Below are 16538 nucleotides of genomic sequence, written 5' to 3'. Positions count from 1 at the left end.
GTCGTACCCGCGCCGTGATGACGACCGTGGTGGGTTCCGCGGCGGTCGTGACGACCGTGGTGGCGACCGTCCGTCGTTCCCGCGTCGCGATGACCGTCCTTCCGGTGGCGACCGTCCGTCGTACCCGCGCCGTGATGACGACCGTGGTGGGTTCCGCGGCGGTCGTGACGACCGCGGTGGCGACCGTCCGTCCTACCCCCGCCGCGATGACCGGGGTGGCGACCGCGGTGGTTTCCGCGGGCGGGACGACCGGGGTGGCGACCGTGACTTCCGCGCGGACCGGGACCCGGTCAAGCGGCTTCCGATCGACGACGACGTCACCGGCTTCGAGATCGACTCCGACGTTCGCCAGGAGCTGCTGAGCCTGCCCAAGGGGCTGGCCGAGGAAGTCTCCAAGAACCTGGTCATGGTGGCCCGGCTGATCGACGAGGACCCGGAGCAGGCGTACGCGTACTCGCGCATCGCCCTGCGTCTGGCCTCCCGTGTCGCCGCGGTGCGCGAGGCCGCCGGCTTCGCCGCGTACGCCAACCAGAAGTACGCCGAGGCGATCGCGGAGTTCCGCGCCGCCAAGCGGATGACCGGTTCGGTCGAGCTGTGGCCCGTCATCGCCGACTGCGAGCGCGGCCTCGGCCGTCCGGAGCGGGCGCTGGCCATGGCCGGCGAGCCCGAGGTGCAGAAGCTGGACAAGGCCGGACAGGTCGAGATGCGTCTGGTCGCGGCCGGTGCGCGCCGGGACATGGACCAGCTCGACGCGGCCATCGTGACCCTGCAGAGCCCGGAGCTGGCCTCCAGCTCCGTGCAGCCGTGGACCGCGCGTCTGCGGTACGCCTACGCCGATGCCCTGCTGGCTGCCGGTCGTGAGGACGAGGCGCGCGAGTGGTTCGCCAAGACCCTCGAGGCGGACAAGGACGGGGCCACGGACGCGTCCGACCGTCTCGCCGAGCTGGACGGTGTCGAGTTCGTCGACGCCTCCGCGGACGAGGACGTCGAGGACGACGTCGAGGACGAGGACGCGTTCGAGGACGACGACGAGGACGAGGACGACCCGGAGGTCGTGGCCGCCGAGCGCGCCTCCGACCAGGCCGAGTACTACGACGAGGACGACGACGAGTACGAGGGCGGCGCCGACGCCGGCTCCGATGTCGACGTCGACGTCACCGACGAGATCGTCGTTCTCGACGAGGACGACGACGAGGACGACGAGGACGACGACCGTCGTGACGCCGGAGTCCGCGACGACGGCTGAGTGAGCTGAGAAGGGCGGTACCCCCGATGGGGGTACCGCCCTTTTTTGTTGCTCCGGGGAGTACGTCAGTCCACGCTGCGCAGGACCAGGCCGGTGGCCGGCTTCGGGCCGAAGGAGGTGGACTTGCGGGGCATGGTCACGCCCTGGCGGGCCAGTTCCCGTACGACCGACTCGCGCACGGGGTGCAGCAGGACGGCCGTGCCGCCGAGGCGCTCCGCCATCTCGACGGTGGCCTCCGTGTCGTGGATGTACGAGATCTGGTCGGGGGCGTCGGGAACGGCCCAGAGCGTGTCCAGGAGCGTCGCGTGGAGCACCGTGGCGTCCAGCCGGCGCCAGGCCTCGGGGCGGTCACCGCGGACGGTGCGCTCGATCAGCGCCGGCTCCGGGTCGGTGACCAGGTGGAAGGTGCCGTCGCCGGTGAGCAGGAAGGCGTTGCCGAGCTCCGCGGCCTCGGCGAGGGCCGCCATGGCCGAATCCAGCGGGCCGTCGATGCTGCGGACCCGGAAGCGGCCGTCGAGGGCGGCCAGGGCGTCGGCGGGGGCCAGGCACCGGAGCAGCCGGTGGATCGCGCGGACCTGGAGCGGGTAGCGGGCGGTGTCGACGAGGAGGACCAGGCCGAAGTCCCAGGGGGTGGGGGAGCCGTGCTCCTCCTGGAGGCGCAGGTACGTCGCCCAGCGGTGGTGGCCGTCGGCGATGAGGGCCTGGCGGTCGCCCAGGTCGGCGGTGATCGCGGCCAGGTCGGCGGCGTCCGTGACGGCCCACAGCCGGTGCTGGAAGCCGTCCTCCGTGGTGGTGGAGAACAGGGGGGTGGAGTGGGCGGTGCGTTCGACGACCGCTGCCGCACCCGCAGCCGGATCCTCGCCGAGGTAGGTGAGGAGGAGCGGTTCGAGATTGGCCGAGGTGGCGCGCATCAGGCCGGCGCGGTCGGTGACCACGTGGGGCATGACGTCCTCGTGGGGGAGGACGATTCCGGCGTCGGCCGCGGAGAGGGCGAGGGCCCCGATGACCCCGCGCTGGAGCAGGTCGCCCCTGCGCTGCTCGTAGACGTAGAGCGCGGGCACCGGGTCGGCGCTGAGGATGCCCTCCGCGAGCCAGTCGCGCAGGGTGTGCGCCGCCTGCTGGTTGCGGGCGGCGGGGGTGTCGGCCTGCGGGAGGATCAGGCGGACGATGTTGTGGGGGTCGGCGGACTCCAGGTGGTTGAGTCCGTCGGGGCGCACGACCACGTCGTACGGCGGCGAGGTCACGGCGGCCAGACTGCCGACGCGCTCGGGGACATAGCGCAGGCCGTGGAACGGGATCAGGCGCAGTCCGTGGTCCGCGGTGCCAGATGTGGTCATTGGAGAATCGTAAGACCCGTCTCGCCATGCGGGATGATCGGGGGAGTACGGAAACCGGACAAGATCGATCTCGCCCAGCTACCGCTGGGAGGAGCCCCAGGAGGAGCAGGCCCATGACGCGGCAGAGCAGGACCCTTCCCGCCGGCAGTGAGCGGAGTCTGCACCGGGCGTACGACACGGCTCTGCTGGACCTCGACGGCGTGGTGTACGCGGGCGGGGAGGCCATCGCGCACGCCGTGGACTCGCTCGCGGCGGCGCGGGCCGACGGGATGCACCTGGCGTACGTCACGAACAACGCGCTGCGCACCCCCGACGCGGTCGCCGGGCACCTGAGCGAGCTGGGGATCCCGACGGAGGCCGACGAGGTGATCACCTCCGCGCAGGCGGTGGCCCGGCTCATCGCCGAGCAGGTGGAGCCCGGGTCGAAGGTGCTGGTGATCGGCGGCGAGGGGCTGCGGGTCGCGCTGCGCGAACGCGGGCTGGTGCCGGTGGACTCGGCCGAGGAGGAGGGGCTCGCCGGGGTGGTCCAGGGGTACGGGGGGCCGGATCTGCCGTGGGGGCGGTTCGCGGAGGCCTCGTACGCGATCAACCGCGGGGTGCCGTGGTACGCCTCCAACACCGACCTGACGATTCCCGGGGCGCGGGGGATCGCGCCGGGCAACGGGGCCGCCGTGGAGGTCGTACGGATCGCCACGGGCGCCGAACCCCAGGTGGCGGGGAAGCCGCTGCCCCCGATGCACCGCGAGACCGTGCTGCGGACCGGCGCGAAGCGGCCGCTGGTGGTCGGAGACCGGCTGGACACCGACATCGAGGGCGCCTTCAACGGAGACGTGGACTCGCTGCTGGTGCTGACCGGGGTGACGGACGGGGCGCAACTGCTGCGGGCCGAGCCGAAGTACCGGCCGACGTACGTGGACCGGGACCTGCGCGGGCTGCTGACCGGGCAGCCGGAAGTGGTGGCGGCCGACGGGGGCGGCTTCCGCTGCGGGAGCTGGACCGCAGTGGCGCTGGACGGCGTACTGGAGCTGCGCGGCGCGGACGGCGGGCCGGTGGGTGCCGACGGTGCGATGGACGGGTTGCGGGCGCTGTGCGCGGCGGCCTGGACCCAGGCGGGGGACGGCTCGTGCGGGCTGGACGCGGGGAAGGCGCTGGCCAAGCTGGGGCTGTGAGGGTCTAAGGGGCTCTGAGGGGCTGTGATCCGTACGGCCCGCACGAGCCGGCGGGAGCCGGGCTGATGGTGGGCGCCGTCGGGTCCTGGCAGGTCAGAGCCGGTCGGGGCCGGGTCCGAGGGCCCGGCGGGAGGGCCGTTCGGGGGAGCCGAGCAGGGCGGAAGGTAGGTTAGCCTAACTTTCGTGTTGGTCGAGAGTCCCCCCGAACAGAGCGCGGCGCCGGCCGTCGCCCCCCGCTCGCGCCACGGCGCGCGAGCCGCCGGTCTGCTGGCCGCCTTCGGCGTGCTCGCGCTGATCGCGGTGGCGAGCATCGCCATCGGCGCCAAGCAGATGCCCCTCCACGAGGTCTGGCACGGCCTGTTCCACTACTCCGGGACGGCCTCCGACGTCGTCGTGCGGGACCTGCGGGTCCCGCGCACCCTCCTCGGCGTGCTCGTCGGCCTCGGCCTCGGGCTGTCCGGCGCCGTGATGCAGGCACTGACCCGCAACCCGCTGGCCGAGCCGGGCATCCTCGGCGTCAACGCGGGGGCCGCGGCCGCCGTCGTATCGGCCATCAGCTTCTTCGGGGCCTCGTCGCTGAGCGAGTTCGTGTGGTGGGCCTTCCTCGGCGCAGCCGTCGTCTCCGTGGTCGTGTACGTGCTCGGCGGCAGCCGCAGCGCGACGCCGGTGCGCCTGGCGCTCGCCGGTACGGCGGCCAGCGCGGCCCTCGTCGGGTACATCAACGCCGTGCAGCTGATGGACAGCAAGGCGCTGGACAAGCTCCGCTTCTGGACGGTGGGTTCGCTGGCCTCCGCCAACATGGACACCGTCCGGCAGGTGGCGCCCTTCCTGGTCGTCGGCGCCGTCCTCGCGCTCAGCCTGGGCCGGCCGCTCAACGCCATGGCCATGGGCGACGACACCGCGCGGGCGCTCGGCGCGCACCTGACGCGGACCCGGATCGGCGCGATGGCCGCCATCACCCTGCTGTGCGGGGCCGCGACCGCCGCCTGCGGGCCGATCGTCTTCGTCGGCCTGATGATTCCGCACCTCGTACGGTTCTTCACCGGCCCGGACGTGCGCTGGGTGCTGGCGTACTCCGCGGTGCTCTCGCCCGTCCTGCTGCTCGGCGCCGACGTCATCGGCCGGGTCGTCACCCGGCCCGCCGAACTCCAGGTCGGCATCGTCACCGCGCTCATCGGCGGACCGGTCTTCATCTACCTCGTCCGGCGCAAGAGGATGGCCAAGCTGTGACAGTGACCGACGCACCCGTCAAGGCGCGCCGCGGCCGGAGCGGGCCCCGCCCGCTGTACCTGCCCGGCGGGTTGTCGCTGCGGGTGGAGCGGCGCGCGCTGGGCGTGGGGGCGCTGCTCCTGGTGCTCACGCTGGCGATGGCCGTCCTGCTCATCGGCACCGGCGACTTCGACATCGCCCCGTGGGACGTCGTGCAGACCCTGCTGGGCAACGGCACGCCCGCGCACGAGTTCATCGTCAACGACCTGCGGCTGCCGCGGGTCCTGGTCGCCGTCCTGGTGGGCGCCGCCCTCGGGATGGCCGGGGCCGTCTTCCAGTCCGTCTCGCGCAATCCGCTCGGCTCGCCGGACGTGCTGGGCTTCGGCTACGGATCGGCGGTCGGCGCGCTGCTGGTCATCGTGCTGTTCCACGGGGGCGCCGGCGAGGTGGCCGTCGGGGCCCTGGTGGGCGGGCTCGTGGCCGGAATCGCCGTGTACCTGCTCGCGTACAAGCAGGGCATCCACGGCTACCGGCTGGTCCTCGTCGGCATCGGAGCCTCCGCGATGCTGATCGCCGTCATCCAGTACCTGCTGACGAAGGCGCAGCTCGTCGACGCCACCCGCGCCATGGTCTGGCTGACCGGCTCGCTGGCCGGCCGGGACTGGGCGCAGGTCTGGCCGCTGCTCGCGACGTGCGGGGTGCTGTTCCCGCTGGTCCTCGGCCGGAGCCGGGCGCTGCGGATGATCGAGATGGGCGACGACGCGGCGCACGCCGTCGGGGTGCGGGTGGAGCGGACCCGGCTGCTGCTGATGGTGGCGGCGATCCTGCTCACCACCGCGGCCAGCGCCGCGGCCGGGCCGATCAGCTTCGTCGCGCTGGCCGCGCCGCAGCTCGCGCGCCGGCTGACCCGCTCGCCCGGGGCGAGCCTGCTGACCGGCGCGCTGATGGGCGCGCTCCTGCTGCTGGTGTCCGACTGGGCCTCACAGCGGGCCTTCGGCGCCGACCAGTTGCCGGTGGGAGTGGTCACGGGGCTGGTCGGCGGCTGCTACCTGCTCTGGCTGCTCGTCACCGAGCGCAAGGCGGGCCGCATATGAGCAATCAAAGCGGTATGAGCAATCAGAGGAGCAGGCAAGTGCAGCGGCTGACCGCGGAGAACGTGACCCTGGGCTACGACCAGCGGGTCATCGCCGAGAACCTGTCGGTGGAGGTCCCGGACAACTCCTTCACCGTGATCGTCGGGCCGAACGCCTGCGGCAAGTCCACTCTGCTGCGGGCCCTTTCGCGGATGCTGAAGCCGACGGCGGGGCGGGTGCTGCTGGACGGGCAGGCCATCGGGTCGATGCCGGCGAAGAAGGTGGCCAAGGCGCTGGGCCTGCTGCCGCAGTCCTCGATCGCCCCGGACGGGATCACGGTGTCGGACCTGGTCTCGCGGGGCCGCTACCCGCATCAGGGTCTGCTGCGGCAGTGGTCGGGCGAGGACGAGCGGATCGTGAACGAGTCGATGGCCGCCACGGGGGTCGCGGAGCTCGCGGACCGGGCGGTGGACGAACTGTCAGGCGGGCAGCGCCAGCGGGTGTGGATCGCGATGGCGCTGGCGCAGCAGACGCCGCTGCTGTTGCTGGACGAGCCGACGACCTACCTGGACATCCAGCACCAGATAGAGGTGCTGAACCTCTGCGCGGAGCTCCACGAGGAGCAGGGGCGGACGCTGGTCGCCGTACTGCACGATCTGAACCACGCGGCGCGCTACGCCACCCACCTGATCGCGATGCGGGACGGGAAGGTCGTGGCGGAGGGGCCGCCGGCCGAGGTGGTCACCGCGGAGCTGGTGGAGCGGGTGTTCGGGCTGCGGTGCCAAGTCATTGCGGACCCGGAGACGGGGACGCCGCTGGTGGTCCCCGCGGCGCGGGTGGCTGCTCGCGCGAGGTAGGCGGGTGCGGCGCCGCTTCCCGGGGCTCCGCCCCGGACGCCGCGCCTCAAACGCCGGCGAGGCTGATTTTGGCTGAGGCTGGATTCGGCTGCACCGGATTCGGCTGGGCCGAATTTGGCTAGAGCAGGCTCTTGAGGCGGAGGAGGTCGCGGAAGCCTGCTTCCAGGCGGATGCGGCCCGAGGCCCAGGCCTTGGGGAACTTCAGGTCGCCGGCGACCAGGGAGACCAGGTCGTCGCCGGTCATCGCGAGCCGGATCTCGGCCTTGGCGGGCGGTGGGCCGGGGGCCACCGCGTCCACGCGGATCCGGCCTCCGTCGAGGCGGCCCGTGAACGTCCGGTCCAGGTCGGTGATGTGGCAGCTCAGCGAGCGGTCGAGCGCGGTCGCACCGCGCACGTCGCCTTCGGCCCGCGCCAGGTTGTCGGAGAGTTGGTCGAGTGCTGCTCGGCACTCCTCGATCGTAGCCATCGTGATCCCGACCGTACCGCAGAGCCGTGCGAGGTCGCGGGCGCCCTACGCGGTAGCGTCGGGGGCATGAGCGAAGAAGCGCCGGCCGCGGTCCAGAAACCGGACGAAGTCCCGGACGCGCCCGCCGGGCCGGTCGCGCTGGGCGTCGTACGCACCCCCACCGGGCACGCCGGGGCGGACGCCGCGCTGGAGCGGCTGGCGGACGTGGACCACCTACCGGCGGACGGACACGTAGAGGTGTACGAGGATGTGCACAGGGGGCTGCGCTCCGCGCTGACCGCGCTGGACGCGACCGAAGGCCCCCGTCCGCACGAAAACAGGAGCTGAACCGATCGTGGCAGGAGTGGCACGCCGCCGCCTGGACGCCGAACTGGTACGCCGCAGCATGGCCCGCTCGCGCGAGCACGCCGCGCAGCTGATCGCCGCCGGCCGGGTGACCGTGGGCGGCAACACGGCGACGAAGGCGGCCACCCAGGTCGAGACCAGCGCGGCCCTCGTCGTGCTCAAGGACGACAGCGATCCCGACTACGTCTCCCGGGGCGGCCACAAGCTGGCGGGGGCACTCGCGGCCTTCCAGCCCCAGGGGCTGCGCGTGGAGGGCCGCCGGGCGCTGGACGCGGGCGCCTCGACCGGTGGGTTCACCGACGTGCTGCTGCGCGCCGGGGTGGACCACGTGATGGCCGTCGACGTCGGCTACGGGCAGCTCGCCTGGTCCCTGCAGAGCGACGACCGGGTCACCGTGAAGGACCGCACCAACGTGCGCGAGCTGACGGTGGAGCTGATCGACGGGGTTCCCGTGGACCTGGTCGTCGGTGACCTTTCCTTCATCTCCATCGGGCTGGTGCTGCCCGCCCTCGTACGCTGCTGCGCGCCCGACGCGGATCTGGTGCTGATGGTCAAGCCGCAGTTCGAGGTCGGCAAGGACCGCCTCGGCAGCGGGGGCGTGGTGCGCAGTACGGAGCTGCGCGCCGAGGCCGTGCGGGACGTGGCGGCTCAGGCGTGGAAGCTGGGCCTGGGCGTGGTCGGGGTGACGGCGAGCCCGCTGCCGGGCCCCTCGGGCAATGTCGAGTACTTTTTGTGGCTGCGGGCGGGGGCTCCGGCACTCGACCCGGCGGATGTTGACCGTGCAGTGGCGGAGGGGCCGCAGTGAGTGATCTTTCGGGGGACCCGGCACAGTCGGGGGAGTCAGGGGAGTCCGGGGAGTCGGGGCAGCGGACCGTCTTCCTGCTCGCGCACACCGGGCGGCCGGCGGCCATCCGCAGCGCCGAGCTGGTGGTGCAGGGGCTCCTGCGCAGCGGGCTGGGCGTACGGGTGCTGCGGCACGAGGCGGTGGACCTGCCGCTGCCGCCCGAGGTCGAGCTGGTGGCCGAGTCGGAGTGCACCCCGGAGGTGCTCGACGGGTGCGAGCTGCTGATCGTGCTGGGCGGCGACGGGACGCTGCTGCGCGGGGCGGAGTTCGCGCGCGGCTCGGGGGTGCCGATGCTCGGCGTGAACCTGGGCCGGGTGGGCTTCCTCGCGGAGGCTGAGCGGGACGACCTGGACAAGGTCGTGGACCGGGTCGTGACGCGGGAGTACGAGGTCGAGGAGCGGATGACCCTCGACGTGATCGTGCGGACCAACGGGGACGTGGTGCACCGGGACTGGGCGCTGAACGAGGCGGCCGTCCAGAAGGTGTCCCCGGAGCGGATGCTGGAGGTGGTCCTGGAGATCGACGGGCGCCCGGTGTCCGGCTTCGGCTGTGACGGGATCGTCTGCGCGACGCCGACGGGCTCGACGGCGTACGCCTTCTCGGCGGGCGGGCCGGTGGTCTGGCCCGAGGTGGAGGCGCTGCTGATGGTCCCGATCAGCGCGCACGCGCTGTTCGCGAAGCCGCTGGTGACCTCGCCGGACTCGGTGCTGGCCGTGGAGGTGCAGACCGGGACCCCGCACGGCGTGCTGTGGTGCGACGGGCGGCGGATGCTGGAGCTGCCCGCCGGGGCCCGTGTGGAGGTCCGGCGGGGGGCGGTGCCGGTGCGGCTCGCCCGGCTGCACCACGCGTCGTTCACGGACCGGCTCGTCGCGAAGTTCGCGTTGCCGGTCTCGGGATGGCGCGGGGCCCCGCACTAGGCCCGCGTGGGTGCCGTCAGGCGGGCGGGGGCGGGCCCGCTGCCGATGCGTACGGGTTCTGTGCACCGCGCGTACGTAAATAGCATGATTGTTCGAGCCGGTTCGGGCGGGTGACGTCACATGGCACCCATGAAACCTCGGTATCGTCGTCCCGTGCTTGAGGAGATGCGGATACGGTCGCTCGGAGTCATCGACGACGCTGTGGTCGAGCTGTCACCCGGTTTCACCGCGGTGACGGGCGAGACCGGCGCGGGCAAGACCATGGTCGTCACCAGCCTCGGGCTGTTGCTCGGCGGGCGCGCCGACCCTGCCCTGGTGCGGGTCGGGGCGAAGGCGGCGGTTGTCGAAGGGCGCATCGTCCTGCGCCCGGACGCCCCCGCCGCCCTGCGCGCCGAAGAGGCCGGGGCCGAGCTCGACGACGGCGCCCTGCTCATCAGCCGGACCGTTTCCGCCGAGGGCCGCTCGCGCGCCCACGTCGGCGGCCGCTCCGTGCCCGTCGGGCTGCTCGCCGAACTCGCGGACGACCTCGTCGCCGTCCACGGCCAGACCGACCAGCAGGGCCTGCTCCGGCCCGCCCGGCAGCGCCAGGCCCTCGACCGGTACGCGGGCGACGCGGTCGCCGTCCCGCTGGAGAAGTACGCCGCCGCCCACCGCAGGCTGCGCGCCGTCGCCGGAGAGCTGGAGGAGATCACCACCCGGGCCCGGGAACGCGCCCAGGAGGCCGATCTGCTGCGCTTCGGGCTCGACGAGATCGCCGCCGTGGAGCCGATCCCGGGTGAGGACACCGAGCTGGCGGCGGAGGCGGAGCGCCTCGGGCACGCCGAATCCCTCTCCTCCGCCGCGCAGGTCGCGCACGCGGCCCTCGCCGGCAACGTCGAGGACCCGGAGGGCGTCGACGCGGGCGCCCTCGTCGCCGGGGCGCACCGCGCACTGGAATCCGTACGCTCCCACGACCCGGCGCTCGGCGCGCTCGCCGAGCGGATCGGGGAGCTGGGCATCCTGCTCGGGGACGTGGCCGGGGAACTCGCCGGGTACGCGGACGACTTGGACGCCGATCCGCTGCGGCTGGCGGCCGTGGAAGAGCGGCGGGCGGCGCTGACCCAGCTGATCCGGAAGTACGGATCCACCGAGAACGGCGTGGACTCCGTCCTGGAGTGGGCCGAACGGGGTTCCGTACGGCTGCTGGAGCTGGACGGCGACGACGAGCGGATCGGGGAGCTGACCGCCGAGCGCGACGGGCTGCGGCTGGAACTCTCCGCACTGGCCCAGGCGCTGACCGACGCACGGAACGAGGCGGCGACCCGCTTCGCGTCGGCGGTCACCGACGAACTGGCCTCCCTGGCGATGCCGCACGCGCGGGTCACCATCGACGTCCGGCAGACCGAGGACCCCGAAGGGGTCGAGGTCGGCGGCCGGCTCGTCGCGTACGGGCCCTCGGGCGTCGACGAGGTCGAACTGCTGCTGGCCCCGCACCCCGGCGCCCAGCCGCGGCCGATCGCCAAGGGCGCCTCGGGCGGCGAGCTGTCCCGGGTGATGCTGGCCGTCGAGGTCGTCTTCGCGGGCTCCGACCCGGTGCCGACGTACCTCTTCGACGAGGTCGACGCGGGCGTCGGCGGCAAGGCGGCCGTGGAGGTCGGGCGGCGGCTGGCGAAGCTGGCCAAGTCGGCGCAGGTGGTGGTCGTCACGCACCTGCCGCAAGTGGCGGCCTTCGCGGACCGGCAGCTGCTGGTCGAGAAGACCAGCGACGGGTCCGTGACCCGCAGCGGTGTCACCGTCCTGGAAGGCGAGGCCCGGATCCGCGAGCTGTCGCGGATGCTGGCCGGCCACGAGGACTCGGCGTCGGCGCGGGCGCACGCGGAGGAACTGCTCGAAGCGGCCCGGAGTTCGGCGTAGGCCCCCAGAGTTCGGCGTCGGGCCGGTGCCGAGCTCGGTTCGGGCACCGGGTAGTCACCAGGGTGACGCCCGGCTAGCCCGTGTGGGTGAGGATCGGGGGGTCGGGGCGGTATCTCACACGGGATCCGCACCCGTATGGTCCCGGAACGCGCGTGCGGACTGGCATTCTGAGCGACGTCCCTGCCCTCCTCCCTCCCCCTGGAGCTTCGGCCCGTGAGCAGCTCCCCGGTCCCCGTCCCCGTCCTTCGCACCGTGCAAGTGCTCGGTGGTGCGAGCGGTGGTGCGCACGTGCGGTCGCTGGCCACCGGGCTCGCCGCGCGCGGCGTACGGGTCACCGTGTGCGGGCCCGTCGAGACGGAGGGGGAGTACGACTTCACCGGCGCGGGCGCGCGGTTCACCCCCGACGCGGTGAGCGCGCTGCGGTCCGCCTGCGTCGAGGCCGACGTGGTGCACGCGCACGGCGTACGGGCGGGCATGCGCGCGGCGGTGGCCCTGCGCGGGCGGCGGGTCCCGCTGGTCGTGAGCTGGCACGGCGCCGGGCCGGGCGGCGGCCGCCTCAGCCTGCTGCTGGAACGGCACGTGGCCAGGGCGGCCGCGATCGTACTCGGCGCCTCCTCGGCACAGGTGGACCTGGCCCGGCTGCGGGGGGCGCGGGACGCGCGGCTGGCGGCGGTGGCGGTGCCGGCGGGGTCGTCAGGGTCGTCGCGGTCTTCCGGCGCTTCGGATGCCGTGGACCCGGGGAAGGTTCGGGCGGAACTCGGCGCGGTCGAAAGGCCGTTGCTGATCGCGGTCGGGAGCCTGGTGCCGCGGCGCGGGTACTCCGTACTGCTGGACGCGGCGCGGGAGTGGCGGACGCTGGATCCGGTGCCGCTGCTGGTGATCGCGGGAGAGGGCCCGATGCGGGCGGAGCTCGCGCGGCGCATCCAGACGGAACGGCTGTCGGTACGGCTGCTCGGGCGGCGGCGGGATGCCGCGCGGCTGCTGGCGGCGGCCGATGTCGCGGTGCTGCCCAGCCGGTGGGAGGCGCGGTCGCCGCTCGCGCAGGAGGCTCTGCGGTTGGGCGTGCCGCTGGTGGCGACGGCGGTGGGCGGGGTGCCGGAGCTGGTGGGGTCGGCGGGTGTGCTGGTGCCGTACGGGGACGCGGGGGCGCTGTCCGCCGCCGTGGCCGGGCTGCTGGCCGATCCCGCGCGGCGGGGGGCGCTGGCTCTGGCGGGGCGGGCCCAGGCTTTGACGTGGCCGTCGGAGGACGACACGGTGGCGCAGGTCCTGTCGGTGTACGACGAGCTGACCTCGCGCCGGCGGTAGCCCCTGGCCGGGGGGAGCCCGTGTCGCGGGGGTGGGCCGGTGCCGGGGGCGGGGTGGGGTGTCGGCCTGGACTGCATGATTTAGGCGCCCTCTGTTCCGCTTCGATACCTCGGGCTTCTTGTGCGCCACAAATCACGCTTTACGTCCCGGCCGACACCCCACCCCGCCCCCGTCCCCGTCCCGGGCCCTCCCGACCCCGGCCGGGGGTGTTCTTTTCAGCCGTCCGGCGTTTGAGGACCGGGGGCTGGGGCGGAGCCCCAGGGGGTCCGGGCGGAGCCCGGGGAACGGTGGAAGGGCGGGTAGGGGACTTCGCCCCGCAGGGCCGACCCACCCGTACCCGCCCACCGGGCCAAACGCCGGGACGGCGGTGGCAGCCCCGCCCGGGCACCGCCGGACGGAGTCCGGCGCAGCGGGCGCGAAGCCCGGGAAGCGCGCCAGCGCTGAGCGGCGCGAGCGGCGCGTCGAAAAGGAGTCCGGCGCCGCGGCGCGAAGCCGGGGAGGCCGGCCGGGGCCGCGCCGTGCGAGGGGTGCGTCAAGAAGGGATCGTGTGGCGGCGGGCGCGGAGGGCCAGGCTGAGGGAGAGGACCGTTTCGGGGTCGTCCAGGTCCGCGCCCAGCAGCTCCGAGATGCGGGCCAGGCGGTTGTACAGGGTCTGGCGGTTCAGGTGGAGTTCGCGCGCGGTCTCCGCCTTGCGGCCCGCGTGGGCCAGGTACGTCTCCAGGGTGGGCAGGAGCGGCGGGCGGGACTGGGTGTCGTGGATGCGCAGGGCGCCGATCGCCCGGTCCACGAAGGCCGCCAGGTCGGGGTGTTCGCGGAGGCGCCACAGGAGCAGGTCGATGTCGAGGCGGCGGGCGTCGTACCAGGGGCGGGCGGGGAGCCCGTGCGCCGCCGTGGCCGTTTCGGCCGCGTGGCGCAGGCCCGCCGAGGCCGCCGCCCAGCTTCCGCAGACGCCGACGACCACGGCGGGAGCGGACCCCGCACGGTCCAGGCCGGCCCGTTCCACGCCGGCCCGCAGTGCCGCCGCGACCCGGTCCGCCACCGTCGTGCGCTCGGCGTCGGTCCGCAGGGAGACGAGGAGGGGGACCCGGCCTTCGACCGGGCGGACCCCGAGGAGCACCGGGACGCCGACGGAGGCGAGTTCCTCCAGGACGGCCCGGGCCAGGACGGCCCAGTTCCCCGACGGGGCCAGGTCCGAGGACAGCCGCATCACGATGGGGAGGAGCGGGCCGGGGCCCGGCTTGAAGCCCAGGACGCGGGCCTGGGCGGGGGCGTCCTCCGCCGAGATCCGTCCCTCCGCCAGGTCCGTGAGGAAATCGCCGCGGCCGCGCGCCGCCAGCTCGTCCTCCTGCCGGGCCTGCATCAGCACGACGGCCAGTACGCCGGCCGTCCGTTCCGCCGCCATCCGGTGCACGGGGAGCAGCGGGGCGGACACGCCCAGCAGGACCAGCCGGGCGCGCACCGAGCCCGTGCCGCGGCCGCCGCCCGGGACGTCGACCACCACGGCGTTCGCGGAGGGCTCGGCCGGGCGCTGGCCCCGTAGGCCCTCCCAGACCTGGAGCGGGTCCGCGGCGGCCTCCCCGGCGACCGGGCCCGCCGCGTACAGCAACTGGCCGTCGGGGGTTTCCAGGAAGACCGGGTTCGCCGTGAAGTCCGCCAGGATGTGCAGCACTTGGGGGATCCCGCCGCCGTCGAGGAGGGCTTCGGTACAGCGCCGGTGGACTTCCTCCGCCCGCTGGAGCAGCGCGTAGTGCCCGTTGACGATCTCGGTGTGGACCTCCTCCGTGACGGTCACGAAGGGGACTTCCCGGTGGAGCTGGACGAGGGGGAGCCCGACCGCCCGCGCCGTGTCCACGAGGGTCGCCGGGAGCCGGGTGAAGCGGGGGCCCAGTTCGACGACGAGTGCGGCGATGCCCCGGTCCGCGAGGCGGCGTACGAAGGCGCGCTGCTCGGCCGGGCGGGTGCCGAGGCCGAGGCCGGTGGTCAGCAGCAGCTCGCCGCCCTTGAGCAGGGAGGCGATGTTGGGGACCTCGCCGGCGTGCACCCAGCGCACCGTCCGGCCGAGCCGGTCGGCGCAGGCCACCACCTCCGGGAGCCCGCCGCGCAGCCCCGGCAGCTCAAGTGCCCGCTGAACCGTGATCCCGCCCTGATTGTCCATATGGCGGACGCTACCGGGGCTCTTGTTCCGTGCACATCACCGAGCGGTTACGGGGTTCCGTCTACCCCCGTCCGGCCCGACAACTCGTCGCCCCGATAGGGCGATTATCGGACTGCATGCCGATTGTGGCGTACGTCACGCGGGGAGAGAGTGAGCGCCCTCACGACAGGAACGAGGAGCCATGAGCACGGATAGCAGCACCGGCGGCGGCGCACCCCAGGTCCAGAGGCTGAAAGCCAATTCGGTGGGCCTGGTCGGTGTCGTCTTCATGGCCGTCGCCACTGCCGCTCCGATCACCGCGATGACGGGCAACCTTCCCATTGCCGTCGGCTTCGGAAACGGCATCGGCGCCCCCGCCGGATACCTTTTCGCGACCGCCGTCCTGACCGTCTTCGCCGTCGGCTACGTCGCCATGGCCAAGCGGATCACCGCGGCCGGCGCCTTCTACGGGTACATCTCGCACGGCCTCGGCCGGATCGCCGGCATGGCCTCCGGCATGCTCGCGGTCCTCGCCTACATCGTCTTCGAGGCCTCGATCGTCGGTGTCTTCTCCTACTTCACCAAGACCACCGTCCACGACCAGCTCGGCATAGACCTGCCCTGGATCGTCTACGCGGTCGCCATGCTCGCGATCACCGCGGCCCTCGCGCACTTCGACATCAACCTCACGGCCAAGGCGCTGGGCGTGATGCTCATCGCCGAGATCGCCGTGCTCTTCGCCGTCGCCACCGCCGTACTGATCGCGGGCGGCGGCCCGGACGGGATCCCGGTCGAACCCCTCAACCCGAAGAACGCCTTCACCGGCCTCTCCGCCGGGCTCGGGCTCTTCTTCGCCTTCTGGTCCTGGGTCGGCTTCGAGTCCACGGCCATGTACGGGGAGGAGTCCAAGAACCCGAAGAAGGTCATCCCCAAGGCGACCCTGATCTCCGTCGTCGGCGTCGGCCTCTTCTACATCTACGTCTCCTGGATGACGATCGCCGGCAACGGCCTCGCCAAGTCGGTGGAGCTCTCCGCCTCCGCGAGCCCGCTCGACCTGTTCTTCGTCCCCACCCAGACCTTCATCGGCGCCTGGGCCGTAGACGCCTTCCAGTGGCTGCTGCTCACCGGCTCCTTCGCCTGCGGCATGGCCTTCCACCAGTGCGCCGCCCGCTACCTCTACGCCATCGGCCGCGAGGGATTCCTGCACCCGGGCCTGGGCCGCACGCACGCCAAGCACGGTTCCCCGTACGTCGCCTCCATGGTGCAGACGGCCATCGCCACCGGCCTGGTCGCGCTGTTCTGGCTGACCGGGCAGGACCCGTACATCCACCTGTACACGCTGCTCGCGATCCTCGGCACCATGGCGATCCTCATCGTCCAGACCCTGTGCTCCTTCGCGGTGATCGGCTACTTCCGCAAGAACCACCCCGAGGACCGGCACTGGTTCCGCACCTTCACGGCCCCGCTGATCGGCGGCATCGCCATGGCCGCCGTGGTCGTCCTGCTGCTGGTCAACATGAAGACGGCGGCCGGGCTGGCCGCCGACTCGTTCTTCTTCACGCTGATCCCGTGGATCGTCGGAGTCGTCTTCTTCGGCGGGCTGGGACTCGGCCTGTGGCTGAAGTACAAGGCCCCCGAGCGCTACGAGATCATCGGCCGCGTCGTCCTGGAGGACGCCGCCGAGCGCACCGACGAGCCCGCCGACCAGTCCGCCCCCTCCGCCGCGAACGTCTGAGAAGGAGC

14 protein-coding genes are annotated in these 16538 nt (G+C 73.3%); 11 read left to right on the top strand and 3 right to left on the bottom strand.

The genetic code is table 11. From position 1 onward, the window contains the following. Positions 1-358 precede the first annotated feature (358 nt). Positions 359-1246, top strand: coding sequence for a tetratricopeptide repeat protein (locus tag AC6CKD_RS32415; RefSeq protein WP_498332389.1), 888 nt, complete (start codon positions 359-361; stop codon positions 1244-1246). A gap of 65 nt (positions 1247-1311) precedes the next feature. Here AC6CKD_RS32415 and AC6CKD_RS32410 read toward each other — a convergent pair whose 3' ends face one another. After that, positions 1312-2583: a DUF1015 family protein gene (locus AC6CKD_RS32410; RefSeq protein WP_498332379.1), complete on the bottom strand. Its 1272-nt coding sequence runs from the start codon at positions 2581-2583 to the stop codon at positions 1312-1314. 113 nt (positions 2584-2696) lie between these two features. Between AC6CKD_RS32410 and AC6CKD_RS32405 the strand changes: the two genes are divergently transcribed. From AC6CKD_RS32405 to AC6CKD_RS32390, 4 genes are all read left to right on the top strand, one after another. Beyond that, positions 2697-3752 carry an HAD-IIA family hydrolase gene (locus tag AC6CKD_RS32405; protein WP_498332378.1) on the top strand — a complete coding sequence of 352 codons (1056 nt, stop codon included), beginning with the start codon at positions 2697-2699 and terminating at the stop codon, positions 3750-3752. A gap of 183 nt (positions 3753-3935) precedes the next feature. Then, complete coding sequence (locus AC6CKD_RS32400; protein WP_498332377.1) at positions 3936-4982, top strand: FecCD family ABC transporter permease; 1047 nt, start codon at positions 3936-3938, stop codon at positions 4980-4982. After that, positions 4979-6055 carry a FecCD family ABC transporter permease gene (locus tag AC6CKD_RS32395; protein ID WP_498332376.1) on the top strand — a complete coding sequence of 359 codons (1077 nt, stop codon included), beginning with the start codon at positions 4979-4981 and terminating at the stop codon, positions 6053-6055. Before AC6CKD_RS32400 ends, AC6CKD_RS32395 begins: the two co-directional genes overlap by 4 nt. Further along, positions 6052-6891: an ABC transporter ATP-binding protein gene (locus AC6CKD_RS32390; protein WP_498332375.1), complete on the top strand. Its 840-nt coding sequence runs from the start codon at positions 6052-6054 to the stop codon at positions 6889-6891. Before AC6CKD_RS32395 ends, AC6CKD_RS32390 begins: the two co-directional genes overlap by 4 nt. A 118-nt stretch (positions 6892-7009) precedes the next feature. Here AC6CKD_RS32390 and AC6CKD_RS32385 read toward each other — a convergent pair whose 3' ends face one another. Continuing rightward, on the bottom strand, positions 7010-7357 hold the full coding sequence (locus tag AC6CKD_RS32385) for a sterol-binding protein (RefSeq protein WP_498332374.1): 348 nt from the start codon (positions 7355-7357) through the stop codon (positions 7010-7012). A 66-nt stretch (positions 7358-7423) separates the two neighbouring features. Between AC6CKD_RS32385 and AC6CKD_RS32380 the strand changes: the two genes are divergently transcribed. The 5 genes from AC6CKD_RS32380 to AC6CKD_RS32360 all read left to right on the top strand — a co-directional run bounded on the left by AC6CKD_RS32380 (position 7424) and on the right by AC6CKD_RS32360 (position 12661). After that, positions 7424-7684 (top strand): hypothetical protein, encoded by a 261-nt coding sequence (locus AC6CKD_RS32380; RefSeq protein ID WP_498332373.1) that lies wholly within the window; start codon positions 7424-7426, stop codon positions 7682-7684. A 7-nt stretch (positions 7685-7691) separates the two neighbouring features. Next, entirely contained in the window at positions 7692-8507 is an 816-nt protein-coding gene (locus tag AC6CKD_RS32375) for a TlyA family RNA methyltransferase (protein ID WP_498332372.1), read from the top strand. Next, complete coding sequence (locus AC6CKD_RS32370) at positions 8504-9463, top strand: NAD kinase (RefSeq protein ID WP_498332371.1); 960 nt, start codon at positions 8504-8506, stop codon at positions 9461-9463. Before AC6CKD_RS32375 ends, AC6CKD_RS32370 begins: the two co-directional genes overlap by 4 nt. 165 nt (positions 9464-9628) lie before the next feature. Continuing rightward, positions 9629-11356 (top strand): DNA repair protein RecN, encoded by a 1728-nt coding sequence (recN, locus tag AC6CKD_RS32365; protein WP_498332388.1) that lies wholly within the window; start codon positions 9629-9631, stop codon positions 11354-11356. 213 nt (positions 11357-11569) lie between these two features. After that, a complete protein-coding gene (locus AC6CKD_RS32360; RefSeq protein ID WP_498332370.1) occupies positions 11570-12661 on the top strand; it encodes a glycosyltransferase family 4 protein in 1092 nt (363 codons plus the stop codon). 532 nt (positions 12662-13193) lie between these two features. Here the strand turns inward: AC6CKD_RS32360 and AC6CKD_RS32355 are convergent. Continuing rightward, on the bottom strand, positions 13194-14816 hold the full coding sequence (locus tag AC6CKD_RS32355) for a PucR family transcriptional regulator (RefSeq protein WP_498332369.1): 1623 nt from the start codon (positions 14814-14816) through the stop codon (positions 13194-13196). A gap of 181 nt (positions 14817-14997) precedes the next feature. On the opposite strand from AC6CKD_RS32355, the gene AC6CKD_RS32350 reads away from it, so the two are divergent. Continuing rightward, a complete protein-coding gene (locus tag AC6CKD_RS32350; protein ID WP_498332368.1) occupies positions 14998-16530 on the top strand; it encodes an APC family permease in 1533 nt (510 codons plus the stop codon). The last annotated feature ends 8 nt before the right edge of the window (positions 16531-16538 follow it).

This window comes from Streptomyces sp. GQ60 (genome assembly GCF_059758875.1).
This window is presented reverse-complemented; position numbering and strand designations above follow the sequence as displayed.

Coding starts and splice junctions, on each gene's coding strand:
- AC6CKD_RS32410 (WP_498332379.1), bottom strand. CDS start 2,583: ATGACCACATCTGGCACCGCGGACCACGGACTGCGCCTGATCCCGTTC.
- AC6CKD_RS32405 (WP_498332378.1), top strand. CDS start 2,697: ATGACGCGGCAGAGCAGGACCCTTCCCGCCGGCAGTGAGCGGAGTCTG.
- AC6CKD_RS32390 (WP_498332375.1), top strand. CDS start 6,052: ATGAGCAATCAAAGCGGTATGAGCAATCAGAGGAGCAGGCAAGTGCAG.
- AC6CKD_RS32385 (WP_498332374.1), bottom strand. CDS start 7,357: ATGGCTACGATCGAGGAGTGCCGAGCAGCACTCGACCAACTCTCCGAC.
- AC6CKD_RS32380 (WP_498332373.1), top strand. CDS start 7,424: ATGAGCGAAGAAGCGCCGGCCGCGGTCCAGAAACCGGACGAAGTCCCG.
- recN (WP_498332388.1), top strand. CDS start 9,629: ATGCGGATACGGTCGCTCGGAGTCATCGACGACGCTGTGGTCGAGCTG.
- AC6CKD_RS32355 (WP_498332369.1), bottom strand. CDS start 14,816: ATGGACAATCAGGGCGGGATCACGGTTCAGCGGGCACTTGAGCTGCCG.
- AC6CKD_RS32350 (WP_498332368.1), top strand. CDS start 14,998: ATGAGCACGGATAGCAGCACCGGCGGCGGCGCACCCCAGGTCCAGAGG.